The sequence below is a fragment of the Neorhizobium alkalisoli genome (assembly GCF_007829835.1).
Classification (GTDB): Bacteria; Pseudomonadota; Alphaproteobacteria; order Rhizobiales; family Rhizobiaceae; genus Neorhizobium.
In genome coordinates, this window is record NZ_VIWP01000009.1 from 157,738 (window position 1) to 174,387 (window position 16,650).

13 protein-coding genes are annotated in these 16,650 nt (G+C 58.7%); 6 read left to right on the forward strand and 7 right to left on the reverse strand.

The window, feature by feature from the left end; genetic code table 11:
• The first annotated feature begins 425 nt into the window (after positions 1-425).
• The 3 genes from FHW37_RS26525 to FHW37_RS26535 are packed head-to-tail and all read left to right on the forward strand — an operon-like array spanning position 426 to position 4,113.
• On the forward strand, positions 426-1,682 hold the full coding sequence (locus FHW37_RS26525; RefSeq protein ID WP_186458408.1) for a glycosyltransferase family 4 protein: 1,257 nt from the start codon (positions 426-428) through the stop codon (positions 1,680-1,682).
• Positions 1,679-2,956: a glycosyltransferase family 4 protein gene (locus FHW37_RS26530; protein WP_145641848.1), complete on the forward strand. Its 1,278-nt coding sequence runs from the start codon at positions 1,679-1,681 to the stop codon at positions 2,954-2,956. The genes FHW37_RS26525 and FHW37_RS26530 overlap by 4 nt, the downstream gene beginning before the upstream one ends.
• Complete coding sequence (locus tag FHW37_RS26535; protein ID WP_145641850.1) at positions 2,956-4,113, forward strand: glycosyltransferase; 1,158 nt, start codon at positions 2,956-2,958, stop codon at positions 4,111-4,113. The genes FHW37_RS26530 and FHW37_RS26535 overlap by 1 nt, the downstream gene beginning before the upstream one ends.
• Here FHW37_RS26535 and FHW37_RS26540 read toward each other — a convergent pair.
• From FHW37_RS26540 to FHW37_RS26565, 6 genes are all read right to left on the reverse strand, one after another.
• Complete coding sequence (locus FHW37_RS26540) at positions 4,095-4,703, reverse strand: putative colanic acid biosynthesis acetyltransferase (RefSeq protein WP_145641852.1); 609 nt, start codon at positions 4,701-4,703, stop codon at positions 4,095-4,097. The two genes, FHW37_RS26535 and FHW37_RS26540, sit on opposite strands and share 19 nt — an antisense overlap.
• Before the next feature lie 2 nt (positions 4,704-4,705).
• Positions 4,706-5,980 (reverse strand): hypothetical protein, encoded by a 1,275-nt coding sequence (locus FHW37_RS26545; protein WP_186458409.1) that lies wholly within the window; start codon positions 5,978-5,980, stop codon positions 4,706-4,708.
• The gene (locus tag FHW37_RS26550) at positions 5,977-6,687 is read right to left on the reverse strand and encodes a YdcF family protein (RefSeq protein ID WP_145641854.1); all 711 of its coding nucleotides are present in this window, start codon (positions 6,685-6,687) and stop codon (positions 5,977-5,979) included. The genes FHW37_RS26545 and FHW37_RS26550 overlap by 4 nt, the downstream gene beginning before the upstream one ends.
• Positions 6,688-6,695: 8 nt before the next feature.
• Positions 6,696-7,847 carry an MraY family glycosyltransferase gene (locus tag FHW37_RS26555; protein WP_145641856.1) on the reverse strand — a complete coding sequence of 384 codons (1,152 nt, stop codon included), beginning with the start codon at positions 7,845-7,847 and terminating at the stop codon, positions 6,696-6,698.
• A 253-nt stretch (positions 7,848-8,100) separates the two neighbouring features.
• A complete protein-coding gene (locus FHW37_RS26560) occupies positions 8,101-9,474 on the reverse strand; it encodes a DUF4038 domain-containing protein (protein ID WP_145641858.1) in 1,374 nt (457 codons plus the stop codon).
• Positions 9,475-9,478: 4 nt separating this feature from the next.
• Positions 9,479-10,678 (reverse strand): glycosyltransferase family 4 protein, encoded by a 1,200-nt coding sequence (locus FHW37_RS26565; protein ID WP_145641860.1) that lies wholly within the window; start codon positions 10,676-10,678, stop codon positions 9,479-9,481.
• A gap of 242 nt (positions 10,679-10,920) precedes the next feature.
• On the opposite strand from FHW37_RS26565, the gene FHW37_RS26570 reads away from it, so the two are divergent.
• From FHW37_RS26570 to FHW37_RS26580, 3 genes are all read left to right on the forward strand, one after another.
• Positions 10,921-12,129 carry a polysaccharide pyruvyl transferase family protein gene (locus FHW37_RS26570; protein ID WP_145641862.1) on the forward strand — a complete coding sequence of 403 codons (1,209 nt, stop codon included), beginning with the start codon at positions 10,921-10,923 and terminating at the stop codon, positions 12,127-12,129.
• Between the two features lie 123 nt (positions 12,130-12,252).
• The gene (locus FHW37_RS26575; RefSeq protein WP_145641864.1) at positions 12,253-13,737 is read left to right on the forward strand and encodes an oligosaccharide flippase family protein; all 1,485 of its coding nucleotides are present in this window, start codon (positions 12,253-12,255) and stop codon (positions 13,735-13,737) included.
• A 4-nt stretch (positions 13,738-13,741) separates the two neighbouring features.
• Positions 13,742-14,731, forward strand: coding sequence for a glycosyltransferase family 2 protein (locus FHW37_RS26580; protein ID WP_145641866.1), 990 nt, complete (start codon positions 13,742-13,744; stop codon positions 14,729-14,731).
• A gap of 26 nt (positions 14,732-14,757) precedes the next feature.
• On the opposite strand, the gene glmS is transcribed toward FHW37_RS26580, so the two are convergent.
• Positions 14,758-16,584 carry a glutamine--fructose-6-phosphate transaminase (isomerizing) gene (gene glmS, locus FHW37_RS26585; protein WP_145641868.1) on the reverse strand — a complete coding sequence of 609 codons (1,827 nt, stop codon included), beginning with the start codon at positions 16,582-16,584 and terminating at the stop codon, positions 14,758-14,760.
• Positions 16,585-16,650 lie beyond the last annotated feature (66 nt).

A 16,650-nucleotide genomic window follows, 5' to 3' on the forward strand; every position in this document is an offset into this window, starting at 1 on the left:
GATGCAACGTCGGGTGATGAGGAGATCCGATGCGCTGAGCTTGGCATGTTCATCCAAGGTCAGCACCAATTGCTTAGCGTGAGATCCGTTGCCATCGTCGTCAATCGGTAAGGCTTAGATTGCTTGCGACAGGATCCATCAGATGACGTAGGCTGCCACGGCCCCACCGACGGCTCGCGACAGGCGCAGCCTGTAAAACTTGACTGACATGCGGGGCATGTCGATGACGGCAGCTAGCCTCCAAAAACATCTGCCGACAGCCGCCAATCGAATGAATACCGATAGCCGAATTTAGAGCCCAAAACGGATCGGCCGGATTTGAATTGGGTTTGTCCCCCGGCCTTCATCCTTATAGCCAGCTTGTTGTCCCATGACGTCTCGCCAAGAGTGACGCCATGTGCAGGCCAAGCTTGGAGGGACAAGAGATGAAGATCGTCCTGGTCAACCGTTATTTCTTCCCCGACCAGTCCGCGACGAGCCGGGTCATTTCATCCATTGCCTTCTCTCTGGCGCAACGGGGTTTTCAGGTCGTCGCGGTGGCGAGCCGCGAAATCCACAACCAACCGGGCAGCTATCTGTCAGCCGATGAAACCATCAACGGCGTACAGGTGAAGCGCCTTGCGAGCGCCAGGCACGGGCGGCGAGGTCTGGTCCGCCGCAGCGCCGACTATGTTCTTTTTCACGTTCTCGCGTTCCTGTGGCTGCTCCGCAATGTTTCGGCAGCGGATATCGCTGTCGTCTGCACCGACCCCCCTCTTCTGTCCGTCACCAGCAGCATCGCCATCAGGCTCAGGAAAGCCGTCATGGTGAACTGGATCATGGATCTGTTTCCCGAAACGGCGATCGAGCTCGGTTTCTTCAAGCGTTGGCCATGGATGGGGCAATGGGTGGCAAGGCTTCGTGACCGGTCGCTCGGCTCTCCGGGTATCACGGTCTGCCCGACGGGCAGAATGGCGGAATATCTCCGCCATCAGGGCGTGCCGCGAAACCGGCTTGCGGTCATGCACCATTGTTCGGATGCGGAGGAAATTTACCCAGTCTCAGCCGACATCAATAGCCTACGTGCCAGATGGGGCCTGAGAGACACGTTCGTCATCGGATATTCCGGCAACTTCGGACGGGCTCATGAATTTTCGACGATCATCGGCGCGGCGGAACGACTGAAACATCGCAGCGACATCCGTTTTCTGCTGATCGGCGGCGGCCATCAACATGCTGCCGTCATGGAAAGCGCCCGCAGCCGAGATCTCGATAATGTCATCTTTAAACCGCTACAGCCGGTTTCGGATCTTGCAGAAAGTCTGTGCGTGGCGGATGTGCATCTCATCTCGCTCCGGCCGGAGCTCGAACATTGCATCATCCCGAGCAAATTCTACGGCATTCTCGCAGCCGGGCGCCCAAGCATTTTTATCGGCGATCCGGACGGCGAAGTCCCCCGTGCCCTTGCCGCCCATGCCTGTGGCCAAAGCATCATGATCGGCGCCGACGGCGCCCTCGCCACACTCATCGAAGAGTTGCGGGACAATCCCCACACCTGCACGAGAATGGGTGAAGCGGCCAGGCGGCTCATGGTCGCCGAATACTCTCGCGATCAGGCGGCAGACGCCTGGTGCGCGCTGATATGGCGGCTTCAGAATGCACACCAGCTCAAAACTTCCATCGCGCAGGAGATTTCACCATGAACGGCAAGGTCGTCGTCAGTCAGCTGGGTGCCCGAATGCACTATGCAGTCCCGAGGATTTTCGCATCGGAAGGAAGACTGGCCCATTTCTATACCGACATCTGCGCGACAAAGGGATGGCCGCGGCTCGTCACGTCGTTCCCGACCGCCATGTTTCCGGCCCCCGTCAAGCGCCTGGCCGGCCGCCGGCCCAACGGCGTTCCAACCAATCTTACGACCGTCTTTTCCAGCTTCGGATTGCGCTCCGTGGTGCGGCACATGCAGGCGAAAAATGTGATCGAGGAGACCTCGCACGCGATCTGGGCCGGCTCGCTTTTCTCGCAGATGGTTGCCCGCAATGGATTTCATGGCGCGGCGGGTCTCTACGCCTTCAGCGGCGATGCCCTGGAACAGATGCAGGCCGCCAAACAGCGGGGCATGTGGACGGCCCTCGAACAGATGATCGCGCCGCGCAATGTGGTCGAAACACTGGTGGCGCGGGAGAAAGAGCGGTTTCCCGACTGGGCGGCCACATCGCCACATAACCATCACGCAGAAATATTTGCAGACCGGGAAAAGGCCGAATGGGCACTGGCCGACGTCATCGTCTGCCCCTCGGAATTCGTCCGGAAGAACGTCATTGCAGAAGGTGGCGCTGCCGATCGCTGCGTCCTGGTGCCTTATGGCGTCAATCCGAGCTTCAAGATCGACCGGACTCCGCGAATGCCGGGCCCATTGAGAGTTCTGACCGTGGGTGAGGTCGGGCTTCGAAAGGGATCCCCTTATGTTGCCGAGGCTGCGCGGCTTGTCGGCGGCGCTGCGAGGTTCCGGATGGTCGGGCGGCCGGCGATACCCGGCGAGATTGCTCAACGGATTTCGCAATGGGTGGAATTGAGGGGAAGCGTACCCAGATCGCAGGTCGCCGACGAGTTCCGCTGGGCGGACGTTTTCCTTTTGCCTTCGATCTGCGAAGGATCGGCAACCGCGGTTTACGAGGCACTCGCCGCCGGCCTGCCGGTCATCACCACCGAGAATACCGGAAGTGTCGTCCGCGACGGTATAGAGGGCTTCGTCGTGCCGGTTTGCGATGCGCCGGCAATCGCGCTGGCCATCGAACAACTCGGCGCCAATGATGGCCTGCGCACCTTGATGTCGGCCAATGCCCTGCGCCGCGCCCAGGATTTTACGGTCGACGCCTACGGAAAGCGGCTTCTGGCAGCATTGCCGGTTTCCGGTCCGCACCGATCCGACAGTCGTGAAGACCTGGCCCCTCTGCAGGACAGGCAGGCCTGCTGATGAAAATCGTTCACGTCATCGCTTCGATTGATCCCAAGAACGGCGGCCTTCAAGCCGTCGCCATGCGTATTGCCGCGGCTCAATGCGGCCTGGGGCTTGAAGTTCACGTTGTCAGTTATGGAAGCCCTGCCGTACAGGCGCAGGTCCGGGAAATCGGCGCGATCATACCCAATTTCGCCAGCATACGGTGGCATCTGCTGCCGGAGCCGGATGGGGTCGAGAAGCTCTTATGCTTCAAAGGCCGCCGCCTTCTGCGCAAGGTCCTGAAACAGGCTTCCTTCCTCCATATCCACGGCGTGTGGGAACCGTTTCTGGTACATGCGTCGAAACTGGCGAAATCGGTCGGAATTCCCTACTGCGTCTGCCCCGCGGGAATGCTCGACCACTGGAGCCTGCAGCAGAAATCCTGGAAAAAGAAGCTGGCCCTGCGGCTCTGCTACAGGCGGATGCTCGACGATGCGGCATTCCTGCATGTGCTGAATACCGATGAGGTCGCCGCGATCGAGCCACTTCGCTTCCGATCCGCCAAGCTTGTCATTCCCAACGGCGTCTTCACCGAAGAATTCGATCCGCTTCCAGACAGCGGGCTCTTCAAGCAGAAGATGTCCCTTCCGCTGAACAGGCGCTACATCCTTTTTCTCTCCCGCCTGCATATCAAGAAGGGAACGGATATTCTCGCCATGGCTTTTGCGGCGATCAGCGAGATGTATCCGGACGTCGATCTGGTCGTGGCCGGGCCGGATGGCGGGGCTCAAGACGACTTCATGTCTCTCGTCGAGAAATTCGATATCGACCACAGGGTTCATCTGGTTGGCCCCGTCTACGGTGAGTTGAAGATAGAGGCGATGGTCGATGCCGACTGTTTCTGCCTGCCGAGCCGGCAGGAAGGGTTCAGCATGGCCATCACGGAAGCCCTTGCCTGCGGCACGCCCGTGGTCATTACCGACCAGTGCCACTTTCCCGAGGTCGGCGAAGCGAATGCCGGCCTTATCGTCCCTGTCGATCCGGTCGAGGTCGCCAAGGCATTGGCGGTCATTCTGAGCGACGCGGTGCGGGCCCGATCCATGGGCCTGAATGGACGCAGGATGGTCCTTGAGCAATTTACCTGGCCGGCAATCGCGGATGCCACCCTGCGCGGCTATCGCCTCAGCGCGTAAGAGGCGGCAGCCTCCTGCCGGCGCGGTCCTATCGCCCTGGCTGGATTGCCGACATAGATCGTCCAGGGTTTCAAGGATTTCGCGGTCACGCCGCGCGCGCCCAGCACCGCGCCCTCCCCGACGACGACACCTGGCCCGATAAACGCTTCTGCCGCGATCCAGGCATTCGCCTCGATGACGATCGGTTTCGTTACCAGCGGAAATGCGCTGTCCTGGATGTCGTGCGAACCGGTGCAGAGATGCGCCCGTTGCGACACGGAGGCGAAGTCACCGATCGTGATCCTGTCGACGCTGTAGCAGATCACCCCCGGCCCGATTGACGCATAACGCCCCATCGCAAGATGACCCGGCCACCAGATCAAGGCCTTGGCATGTACTGTCGCGCTTAGGTGGATGTCTGCCCCGAACAGCCGCAGAAGCAAATTGCGCCAGCGCCTGAAGGGCGGCGGCGTCCAGGCCGCGAGAAGACGCCACACAATCATCCAGAGCAACCGCTTGATGCGAAACCGTGCGGCGAATGTCGGGCCGCCGAACCGGGGAAGCGGTGTCGTGGAATGCCTGAACGTCGGATCGTCGTATCTTGAATACATTGCTAACCGCCTGCCGCAAGAGAGATGGGACCTGATCGGTGCCGGACACCGCTTCGGGCCGGAATGGCTGCAAAGAACAGAGCCGGTGCTGCAAACATCAGCATATGCACCCAGATCATCAGGACCCAGTCGGTCTGGTGGGAAATGGCGTGCATCGAGGGAATGATGGACAGCACATAGGTAAACTGCGCCGAGAACTCTCCCTGGTTGGCGGTGACCCAGATCCGGCGAACGAGATAGGCAAGGATGAAGAACTTGAAGGCGCCCAGATACCAGAAGGATTGAAAGGCGTCCGCCATGCCGGTCTCTGTCGTCCCGACGATCGGATCGTAGTCCCGCGCCATCGTGGGAACGGGAAGCATGAAGGACTGTTTTACATTGGCGCCGACAAGCTGTGCCGGGACGAAATTGAAGACGAGGCGATTCCAGTGAAACTTGCCGTAGTCGAATTGCAGCGTCGTCGCCGTGTTGTTGATGCGAAGAATGGCATTGCGCATCTCGTCACCGCCATCTCTCAACACCTTGGAAAGATTGCCGACAACATCGATGCGGCTGATGTCGTCCCATACCGGCGCGGAATTGGCCTTGGTGATGGCACGGTAATCACCCATGCTGTTCATCGACAACGTGCCAAGAAAGATCGCCGTGATGATCAGCGTGCGCGGGATCGCGCGGCGCCTGTAGAACCACCAGGCCAGCGCGAAGATCATGATGAGCTCGATCGCCTCCGCGCGCTTGCCGGTGACGACGATACGGTCGAGATAAAAAACGAGATCGAAGGCGAGGATAATCAGGGTCCACCAGGAAAATCGGCGTACGATGCACAGCGCGGCAATCGCCATCCCATAACTCAGCAGGCGGGAGAAGAAGATGTAGATGACCGGAACCCCGGTCATCTGTACCGCGATGGTGAGTTCTCCCGGAAGCCGGCTCAGCTTGAAATAGAAATAGGCGCCAGCAACCGAAAGAACGGCCGCAACGATCAGCAGCCGCCCCTCGTCGAAGTCGATGCGGAAGAAGGAAAATGGCTTCGCCTTGCCGCTCCATCCCCACCAGCACATGAACAGGCAAAGCATCATAAAAACGGCTGTCCTGGCAAAGGCGCCGGCGGGCAGAAAACTCTCTGTGGCCAGACCGGGGACCTGAGGCAGGATGAAACTGAAGGTGATGACGCCCGTCAAAAATGGAAACTCGTAGATCCTTTCCGGCCGCAGCATCCCCCATCCCAGCAAGAAGAGCGTGCACGCCGTGAGGCAGGAAACCAGCAGCGTGCTCATGGCAGCCTGCTCGTTTTCATCGCAATACCGCGGGGCAGCGTTGGCCCGGGGCCGGAGACACTTGTGCGCAGATCATAGAAAATCGACTTGGCATATTCCTTGACGACCTGCGGACCATCCGCATCCCCGGCAATCTCCCAAAATGACTTGCTTCGTTCGGCAGGCACGGAGATCCATTGAATGCCTGGCATGAAAGAGCGAAACCGCTTTACGGCGCGTTTGGAATGAAACCAGCTCGTCACCAATATCGCGCGACTGACCCCTCTGTCCGCCAGGATCGGCTGCGAAAAGGCTGCATTGTCCCATGTGGTTTGGGAACGGCATTCCGTGATGACGGCCTGTGGGTCAACTCCCGCAGCGATCAATGTCTGCCGCGCGAAATCGCAATCACCATATCCCGTGGCAAGCACGGCTGGGGCCTTGCCTTCACGCCACAATGCCGCCGCCTGCCCGGCTCGAGGCCGCGCATCACCGCCGAGCACGACGATGATATCCGCATTGACCGGCAGATCCCTCTCCACGAGAAAGGCTTCGGCCGAGACCAGTACCAGGCCGTAGAGACCGACAAACGTCAGGATGACCGCAGCCGCATACGTCAATGAACGTTTCGCAACATAGGCGACGCTGTACCATTTCGAAAATCGGGACCGCCTTCTCGCCATGACTGGCTCCACAGATGGATGGGATACGGCTTGACGCTTGCCCATTCGGTCCTTCACTCATCTTTTAAGAGTGTAGATGGCAGAGGTAATGTGAAGGCTGTTTCCGGGCTGGGGCTCACCACGTTCGTGCCTTTTGCGAACAGTTCGAAACGCGCCCGGCGTGACCACGATTTCGACAGATTGCCGGTTGCCGCCAGGACGAAGATCGTATGCAGGCAGATCGGCACCATCAACCCAAGCGCCATAACCTCACCCGGAACATTCGCCCGGATTCCGGCGTAGCCGATGCCACCGCAGATAGCGGAGACGACAATCAGCGTATTGGTTGTCGCGGAAGCGCTGAAACCATGATCCTGAAGGAGATGGTGGAGATGCCAGCGATCGGCAGACATCGGGCTTCGAGATGCCAGAAGGCGCCGAACGATCAGGCTCAAAGTATCGGTGACCGGCAGGATTACCACCCACAACAATGTGGGGAACGTGACCGCCATGCTCCCTGTTGCCAGAAGAAGGATGATATAGGCGATCGTCGCACCCAGAGCGGTGCTTCCTGCATCGCCCAGAAAGATGCTTGCGCGCGTGCGCCAGGGGCTCCGCATATTGAAAACCAGGAATGCGCAAAGGCATGTCGCCAATGCCTCGAGCGGTGCGACAAGCCGCGTCATGTCCGCAAAACTCGCGACGAACATCAGCCAGACCAGCGTCACAAGGGCCGTGCCGCCGGCAAGCCCATCCACACCGTCCAGCATGTTCCACGAATTGACGAGCCCCGTCACGAACAGCACGCCGATGACGAAGAACAGGGGAAGAAACAGCCCGGAATTCTGGGAGAACAATGCGCCGATGGACAGGGATCCGATATCGGCACCACCGACGAGAGCAATGGCCATCACGAGCTGCATGACAAGGCGCCCGGCTGCCGGAAGAGGCCGGCGATCGTCGACCACGCCCATGAGAAGAATGACCAGCAATGCCAGCCAGAAATTAAGCCCAAGAATCTCCGGCTTTAGTGTCGCGAAGGAGACAGTGATGAACGCGGCAAAAATGGCGATACCGCCGCAAAGAGGAACGGCGCCCTTGTGCCGTTTCCGGATGGAATCGGGGCGGTCGACAAGCTGAAAGGCAATCGTCAGACGTCGTAGAACGACAACCAAGGCAACGCTCAACACGAATGTCGCGATGGCATTGATGAACAATCCGGACATGGCCGCTCCCCTGAACAAATGAATGAAATATCGGCGATCGCAACGACGCGATTTCAAGCCCCGGAAAGATCCTAGGAAACCTCGGTGGTCACGGGTATGCACGCAAATGGAGCAGCGTTCTCCACCATCGTGAGAAGGAAGGGGTAGGCAGATCTACCCACCTCATTCCTATGGCGCATCCGAAACCGGAAAGCGTAGGCAAGCGGGCAAGATACCGCGCGGCAGGTCCTGCAAATCGTGCCCCCAAACCACATCATTGCCTCTCGGTGAGAACCCCGACCCAGTCGTGGGAGCCCGAGCCGTTTGCTTGGAGGGGCACCGCGACGGCCTGGACGCCTGCTTCCTTGAAGCGGACTGTATCTTCCTGGAAGGAACCGTTGGATGGGTCATACCATCGAAGCTCCATGTCGCCGCCGGCGAGGAAATCGAAATCGAGAGCGATACCGGGCATGTCGCGGACATAAACGACCGCGAACATTCTATCCGCATCACGCGCCGCAAACGCCTGACCATTGCCAGCCTTCGCGGTCTTCAGCAATACGCCTTGATCCGGTAGGAGCTTCCACCATTCAAGCTGTGAAAACAGGTTTACAAGTGCACTCATGCTGCGCGCGCCGGGGCTGGAAAGCGCCTGTTGCCAGGTCGCTGACGTATCAAACAGTCCGGCGGCCGAAAAATGCCATATGGGATTATTGCCGAACAGCTGCCCACCTGCGCCTGACAAAACCGCCCCATACGCCATAAGGCGTATGTCGCTTTCGCCGACGCCGTGTTCACCCTCGTATTTACTTTCTATCAGGAAGAATGGCCGGGGCGGCCCCGATCGATGCCGCGCCAAAATGGCGGCAGGCACGTCGCCATAGGTGTAGACCGTATCCACGCGCAGCCATCCCGCCTTATCCCAGAAAACGTTGGTGACGGTGTCCCGGTTGGCGTGAACGGTTTGCAGCGCATCCGGAGCCTCCTCCGCTATCCCCTCGGCTACCGCATTCACCAGCGCCCTGTCGGGAGGATCATAGTCGCCGCCTTGTACCCAGATGATGTTCGTGAACCGCGCAAAGCGGCGGCCAACATAACGCCCATAGGCTTTAAGCCTCTCATCCCCGGCAGCCGACATTTCCCCGTACCAACCTTCCGCTCCAGCTGCGGCGCCGAGATAGGCCGGACAAAGAAGAACCAGCATGTTGCGGCGTGCGGCCGCTTCGATGAAGATTTCCACCCGTTTGAAATAATCGTCGTTCGGCTGTTCGAAAGCGGCACCGAGGAACGGGGCCTCTTGGTAGAAATTTGCCGGGGCATTGCGTGCGAACTTGTGCTCTATCAACGATACCAGGATCGTATTGAAACCCTGCCGCTTGCGCGTGTCGAGATAGAGATCGGCATCGGCCAGCGACAGGTCGGTGATCATCGACCATGCGCTGTCACCCGTCATCAGGAACGGCCGTCCTCGACCATCCTGCAGATAGTGGCGCTGGGCTTCAGCCCTCAAGGGAAAAACTGTGTCCTGCGCCAGCGATGCGCAACCTGCGAGAAGCCAGAAAAGTAGGCTCAAGCAGATACGCGTCACCCGGCATGCCTTCAAGATATCGCGAAGGCGACGGCTGTCATCGGGGGGAAGGAGTTGCATGAAACTACAGCCGCTCACGCATGACCCGCAGCCAGTTCTTGAGCGGAAGTGGCAGATATGTCCGCAGGCCAGGGCGAAGTCCGGACGGTATCGCCCATGCATCCATATCGAGCATTGGCGATAGCTTCGGCCGCGTCATTGCGATCGAACGGATCACATCATTGTAGCGACCGGCCATTCGCTCGACGCCGTAGCGTTTGGGAACGACGCCTCGAGCCTCAATCGACATACGCGCCAGGAGGTCCCGGTCGTCATGAAGGCGAGCAAGCGCGCTTGCCGCGGCGGTGTAATTGCCGACGGGAAACAGGAACCCGGTGATTTCGTGGTCGACGACCGTATCGGTAACGGCTCTGATATGGGAAACAACCGGAACGCACCCTGCGGCCATTGCCTCGATCAAGGTCATGGGCAACCCTTCGTAACGCGACGGCATGATCAGTGCGTCATGCTCGGCCATGATCGCCGGAATTCGTTCCGGCGATACGGAACCGAGATATGTCACCCGATTCCAATGGGCAGTGAGCCGTCGTTTCAGCTTTTCTATGTCGGGACCGCTTCCGGCAACCGTCAGCGTCACCGTTTCAGGGAGAGCATCAAGAATTTCCCTAAGCCACAGCACGCCCTTCGACGCGTCTTCCACCCGGCCCACGAAAAGGGCTCGCAGCTTCGGCTCGTCTCGTTTACGGCCACGATCGTTCACCGAAAATGCGTTCGTGTTCACCGAATTCTCGATGACGTGGGTATGATCCGGCGAGAAGCCATATCCTTCGACCAGGTCGACACGGCAGCGCTCAGACACGCCGATAGTGGCGTGGGCATAGTCACGGATCGATCTTGCTGCAGCGTAGGTTCCCGGGGTGATATTGTGAACGACGACAATGCGCAGGATATGTTCGGGCAGATAGCGCGCTATGTTCGTCTGCATCCGGTCACCCAGGACATTGATGAAGACGCCATCAAAACCGCCGTATCCGATTGCATCTGCCATTCTCTGGGCGCAGCCGCGTTCCGTCAGCGAGCCCGGTATCTTCAGCAGATGCCCAAACGAGATTTCCTGCTGCATGGCAGCGGGAAGCTCGTAACCGTCCCTGCAAATGCCGAACCACCGGACATCGATCCCATATTCCGCAAGGCCGGTATGCAGGCTTTTGAAAACCGAGTAGGTGCCGCCGACATGGGGAAGGACAAAATAGGCGAGCTTCATTGTTCAAAACCTCTCCCGGCGCGAACGCGCTTGTTCGGATTCATGTTCTGGATATTAAGGGCCGGGCCATCGGGCGATAGTCGAGCGCTGGGTGAGCCACCTGCATCCTTCGGGGGGATGACACCTGAGGCCGACTAGCCATTTGGGTTAGAGCTTCCGTCGAATGGCGCTGTGGCCGGTTCCGGCCCGTTTGATATCAGTTACGCGGTGCGGTCGGCACAGCCTCGGGCCACGGTAATCAGATGAAAATCAGTCTGCTTGGACAATTCGGTTCCGGCAATTCCGGCAATGACGGCTCGCTTGAAGCCATGCTGATATATCTGCGAAGATTGCAGCCCGATGCGGAACTCGTGTGTATCTGCTCCAATCCCGCACTGATCGCGACGCGCTACAAGATACGAACCATGAGCGTTGGAGGCCCACCGCTTTCGTCGCGCTGGGCCAGAACGGTGGACAGGATTCTTCTCAAGCTGCCACGCCGTCTCGCATTGTTCTTCATTGCCGCCATGCAGCTCAACAGTTTCGACGTGATGATCATTCCTGGGACCGGCATTCTCGACGACTTTCAGGAACGGGCATTCGGCTGGCCTTTCGTCATCTTCTGCTGGTGCCTTGTGGCGCGATTATGCGGGACGAGGATCGCCTTCGTCAGCATTGGTGCCGGCCCCATTAAAGGCCGGCTGAGCCGCTGGTTTCTGCGCTCCGCGGCGAAAATGGCTTCGTACCGGTCCTACCGGGACGACTACTCGCTGGATTTCATGCGAAAGCTCGGCATAGACGTTTCGAAAGATCGTCGGTATCCGGACATCGCGTTTTCTCTTCCAACGCCCTACCCCGAAAAAGACCAGCACGTGGCCAACGGATTGTCCGTCGCCGTAGGCATCATGAATTATCGGGGGTGGCGTGCGAACGATCCGCAATCGGAAGCGATTTATCAGGAATACCTCGGAAAAATCTCCACCTTCGTCTGCTGGCTCGTGAGAAAAGGATTTCGGGTCAGGCTTGCCATGGGAGACACGACCGATCGCAGCGCGATGGACGACGTCAGCCTGCGGCTTGCGAAAACACTCGGTGCCGAAGATTTGTCACGCGTCGAAATTGGCTTGGCGGGGTCGTTGCACGACATCATGACCCTGATGAGCACCGTCGATATCGCCATCGTTTCGCGGTATCACAATCTGGTCTGCTCGCTGAAACTGGACCGGCCGACCATATCGCTTGGCTATGCCCGGAAAAACGACGATCTCATGCGGGATTTCAACCAGGAGCGATACTGTTTCCACATCGAAACATTCTCGGTCGATGCGCTCAAGACAACGTTTGATGAATTGCTCGACAACCGCATCGCGATCCAGCCGCAGATCAGACAGGTAAACGAAGACTGGAAAAATCAGCTCCTCGAACAGCAGCTGCTTCTGCGTGAACGCCTGCTTACCAGGAAATATCTCTAAAATATGCGTGCCGCGGCGCGATCGGGGTTTGGCGTATCCACTCCCTACCAGCTCCAAAGCCTCGCAAATACCCAACCGAACGATAGTGGGTAGCCTCTTGGCAACCGGACTTTGGAGCACCGCATGACCACTCCTCGCCGCGCCTTCGTCATGTCATCGATTGAGCAGTATCTGGCCTTGATCATCAATGTCACAGTGGTCGCGACAATGGCAAGGCTGCTGACCCCGGATGCGATAGGGCATGCGGTGACTGGTATTGGACTGGGGGCGATCGCGCTCTCGCTCAGGGAGTTCGTAACCCCCGAATTCCTGATATCGAAAAGAGAGATCGATCGCTGTGATCTGCGAACATCCTTCACGCTTCTATTTCTGATAACCGCTCTGATCGCTGCGGGACTTGCCGCGCTTTCGCCAAGAATTGCGACATTCTATGGTTCACCCGAACTTCCACTGTTTCTGTTTCTCGTCATGCTGTCGGCCTTCGCCGAAGTCATTTCGCTGCCGATCGTCGCGATCCTCAGGCGCAATATGGCGTTTGGCGTGCTTGCCAATATCCGGACTGCCGCCTTACTGATCTCGGCGCTGGTTACGATCAGCCTTGGAATGCTCGGCTTCGGTTATGTCAGCTATGGATGGGGCATGCTCACAAGCGCCGTGACGGTCACGATCCTGACTATTCTCTTCACGCCTTTCTCCTTCTCATCGATGTGCAAGCCGAGCCTTGTTTCATGGAGGGCAGTATACGAATTCGGACGTTTCAAGGGCGCATCCCAGGCAATCGACCGGATCTACGAAAACGTTCCGCAGCTCATTCTCGGCAAGGTCATATCGATGACGTCCGTTGGGCTTTACAACCGGGCCAATACGGTCTGCGGTATTCCCGACCGGATCATCATGTCGGCATTTTATGCGATGGCTTTCCCGGCGCTTGCGGCCAGCGTTCGGGAAGGAAAGGATATCAAGCGGGCATATCTAAACACGGTGAGCTACCTGTCGGTGCTCTATATGCCGGGCGTACTGATGATCGCGGTGACCGCCGACCGCATCGTCCATCTGGTCCTGGGATCTCAATGGGAAGAGGCAATTCTTCTGGTGCGGCTGATGGCACTGGCGGCAGTCTTCTGGTTTGCTGTGATCGTCACCAATCCGCTTCTGCTCGCATTGCAGCAAAATCGCGACGCCTTCCTGTCGAGCCTTCTGTCTCGTAGCGTCGCAGGCGTGGCACTTTGCACGGCAAGCACATATGGCGTTTTGGCAATGGCACTCAGCCAGTTCATCTCCCTGCCGCTGCAGATGCTGATCGCCATATATTTTGCCAGGAAACATCTGAATTTCACCATCGCCGAATTCCTATCTGCCGTTTACCCCAGCCTTGTCGTGACGCTGTTTGCGCTGGCCGGTCCCACGGTGCTGCTGATCTCGGACGTGGAGGATATGAACATGAGCCCGCTTGAGTTCGGCCTTGCGCTCCTATGTGCGGGCTGGGGGTGGCTGATTGGCCTCGTCGTCACGAAGCATCCCTTCCTGACGGAGATCCACCTTATCGTGCAATTCATGAAGGGTGCGTCCGGCAGGCTGCGCCGACATTTCATGGCGGCTGGAGCCTGAAGCAATGGCAAGTGTCGATGTCGTGGTGCCGAACTACAATTATGGCCGATACCTCAGGGCATGCGTCGAAAGCATACTGGAGCAGGAAGCGGTCACCATACGAGTCCTGATCATCGACAATGCCTCAAGCGACGACAGCGCCGAAATCGCCCGATCGCTTAGCCGTGACCCCAGGGTGGAACTTGTCCTACGCAGCGAGAACCTGGGCACACATGCCTCTTTTAACGAGGGTATCGATTGGGCCAAAGCCGACTATTTTCTCCTGATGTTTTCAGACGACTTCCTCGTTCCCGGTGCCCTGAAACGAGCGACCGATGCCATGGAGGCAGACAGATCCATCGCCTTTACCTATGGCCGTGACGTACCGGTAAAGGGCAATGCGCCGATCCCAACCGTTGCGCAGCAACCGGATCCGCCACCGCTTCGCCTCCATCGGAGCCGGGACTTCATCAAACGGTTCTGCCGGCTCGGAGTATTCCAGATCCCTGGGCCATCCATCGTAGTCAGGACGAGCGTGCAGAAACGGGTCGGCCACTACCGCACCGCATTGCCTCACAGCGACGATTACGAGGTATGGCTTCGGCTGGCAATGCACGGACCGATCGGCGAACTCGACTGCATCCAGGCCGGCATCCGCTCGCACGACGCCAACCGCTCAACCGAACTCTGGGCGCACCAGATACAGCATATCCTGCACACGGCGGCTGCAGTCCAGAGCTTCTTTGATCATGAAGGCGGGGAGATGAAAGGAAGCGGCGCCTTGCGACGCCTTGCGCGCCGGGGCATAGCCAATCGCGCCTATTGGTCTGGCATTTCGCATCTCCTGCGCCGCAACCGCGAAGCCATCGATCTGTTCAAGCTCGCCTTCAGGCTTTCACCGCTCAGCGCGCTGATACCACCCGTAGCGTATCTGGCCAACAGGCCGGATACGCTTCGCAGGATCGCCACATTCTTCGCACGTCGCCTGACGCTGCCGACACGGCGTATGCGCTAATCCGCCGCCACTCTCCCTTCCAGCTCTCATTCGACAGTAACGGACTTTGCGAGATTGCGCGGCTGGTCCACGTCCATTCCCATGATGACGGCGGTGTGATAGGCCAGCATCTGAACAGGCAGCGCAAAGATCATCGGCGCGATGATTTCATCGACATTCGGAAGCACGATCTGCGCGGCGGGTATGATCGGGGATGCTTTAGCGCCGGCCTCGTCCGTGATGAGAATTATACGGCCACCGCGGGCGGCAGCTTCCTGCATGTTCGAAACCGTCTTATCGAAGAACTGGTCGTGGGGCGCAATCACGATGACCGGCATATGTTCGTCGATCAGGGCGATCGGCCCGTGCTTCAGTTCGCCGGCGGCATAACCTTCGGCATGGATATAGGAAATTTCCTTGAGTTTCAGCGCCCCTTCCATGGCCAACGGGTAGCTCGTGCCGCGACCGATATACAAAACGCTCTTGCAGCCCGTGAGCTGACGGGCAAGCGCGAAAGTCTGTGCCTGGATGTCGTTGAGAACCGCGCTCATGATCCTGGGTATTTCGGCAAGGTGACCGACCAGCGCCCGCTCTTGAAACGCGTCGATCGTTCCCCTTGCCTTGCCTGCCGCAATTGCCAGACATGCCAGAACTGTAAGCTGGCAGGTGAAAGCCTTGGTCGAGGCCACGCCGATTTCCGGCCCGGCAAGGATCGGAAAGACCGTATCCGCCGCGCGGGCGATCGTGGAATCGGTGACGTTGACGATGGCTCCGATCTTCAATCCCCTCTGCCTGCAATAGTTCAGCGAGGCCAAGGTATCGGCCGTCTCTCCCGACTGGGAGATGAAGAACGCGGCCTGCTTCCTTGACATGGGAATCTGCCGATAGCGGAATTCGGAAGCGACGTCGATTTCCACGGGAAGACCCGCATACTGTTCGAACCAGTACCGGCCGATCGAACCTGCCAGGAAGGCTGTGCCGCAGGCGGAGATGGCAAGGCCGGCGACGTCGCCGAAGTCGATTGCGGAGTTGCCGGTCCTGACGGTGCCGGACGCGAAATCGATGTAGCGATCAAGCACGTGCGAAATTGCTTCCGGCTGCTCGGAGATTTCCTTTTCCATAAAATGGCGGTGGTTGCCCTTGTCGATGAGCGAGACACCCGCCTGAGCGACCTGCCTCGGCCTGTCGACCGGCGTTCCTGCCCTATCGAATATGGCAACTCCGTCGCGGGAAATGACGGCGCAATCGCCATCGTCGAGATAGGTGATCTTGTCGGTAAACGGCGCAAGGGCAATCGCATCCGATCCGAAGAACATCTCGCCCTTGCCATGCCCCACCGCCAGCGGCGGGCCGGACCGCGCCGCCATCATCGTACCAGGATGATCCTTCAGCATGATCGCGAGTGCATAGGCACCCTTCAGCCGCCCCACCAGCTTCAGCATTGCCGCCTTGGGCTCAAGCCCCTCTTCCCGATAGCGCGCCATCAGATGAGCAACGACTTCCGTATCGGTCTGCGTCTCGAAACATGCGCCATCCGCCACCAGATCGCGGCGCAACTCGGAAAAATTTTCAATGATACCGTTGTGAACGATGCTGATGGCTCCCACGAAGTGCGGATGCGCATTGGTCTCGTTCGGAACGCCGTGAGTCGCCCAGCGTGTATGCCCCATGCCCGTCGTCCCCTTCAGCGGCGAGGCATCGAGACAGTGCTCGAGGTTGCAGATCTTGCCTGCGGCACGCCGCCGGTCCATGACACCCTCATGGATGGTGGCAATGCCTGCCGAATCGTAACCTCGGTATTCCAGGCGCTTCAAGGCATCCAGAAGCCGGCCGGCCACCGGTTCGGTTCCGACAATTCCCACGATTCCACACATTCAGCGCCCCCCAGACAACCCATACCGCAAGGATCGGTATTGTAACGATGGGCCTGGCAAAGCCTA

Bases quoted from the DNA above. Each gene is read 5' to 3' on its own strand.
- FHW37_RS26525 (WP_186458408.1), top strand. From the start codon at position 426: ATGAAGATCGTCCTGGTCAACCGTTATTTCTTCCCCGACCAGTCCGCG.
- FHW37_RS26530 (WP_145641848.1), top strand. From the start codon at position 1,679: ATGAACGGCAAGGTCGTCGTCAGTCAGCTGGGTGCCCGAATGCACTAT.
- FHW37_RS26535 (WP_145641850.1), top strand. From the start codon at position 2,956: ATGAAAATCGTTCACGTCATCGCTTCGATTGATCCCAAGAACGGCGGC.
- FHW37_RS26540 (WP_145641852.1), bottom strand. From the start codon at position 4,703: ATGTATTCAAGATACGACGATCCGACGTTCAGGCATTCCACGACACCG.
- FHW37_RS26545 (WP_186458409.1), bottom strand. From the start codon at position 5,980: ATGAGCACGCTGCTGGTTTCCTGCCTCACGGCGTGCACGCTCTTCTTG.
- FHW37_RS26550 (WP_145641854.1), bottom strand. From the start codon at position 6,687: ATGGGCAAGCGTCAAGCCGTATCCCATCCATCTGTGGAGCCAGTCATG.
- FHW37_RS26555 (WP_145641856.1), bottom strand. From the start codon at position 7,847: ATGTCCGGATTGTTCATCAATGCCATCGCGACATTCGTGTTGAGCGTT.
- FHW37_RS26560 (WP_145641858.1), bottom strand. From the start codon at position 9,474: ATGCAACTCCTTCCCCCCGATGACAGCCGTCGCCTTCGCGATATCTTG.
- FHW37_RS26565 (WP_145641860.1), bottom strand. From the start codon at position 10,678: ATGAAGCTCGCCTATTTTGTCCTTCCCCATGTCGGCGGCACCTACTCG.
- FHW37_RS26570 (WP_145641862.1), top strand. From the start codon at position 10,921: ATGAAAATCAGTCTGCTTGGACAATTCGGTTCCGGCAATTCCGGCAAT.
- FHW37_RS26575 (WP_145641864.1), top strand. From the start codon at position 12,253: ATGACCACTCCTCGCCGCGCCTTCGTCATGTCATCGATTGAGCAGTAT.
- FHW37_RS26580 (WP_145641866.1), top strand. From the start codon at position 13,742: ATGGCAAGTGTCGATGTCGTGGTGCCGAACTACAATTATGGCCGATAC.
- glmS (WP_145641868.1), bottom strand. From the start codon at position 16,584: ATGTGTGGAATCGTGGGAATTGTCGGAACCGAACCGGTGGCCGGCCGG.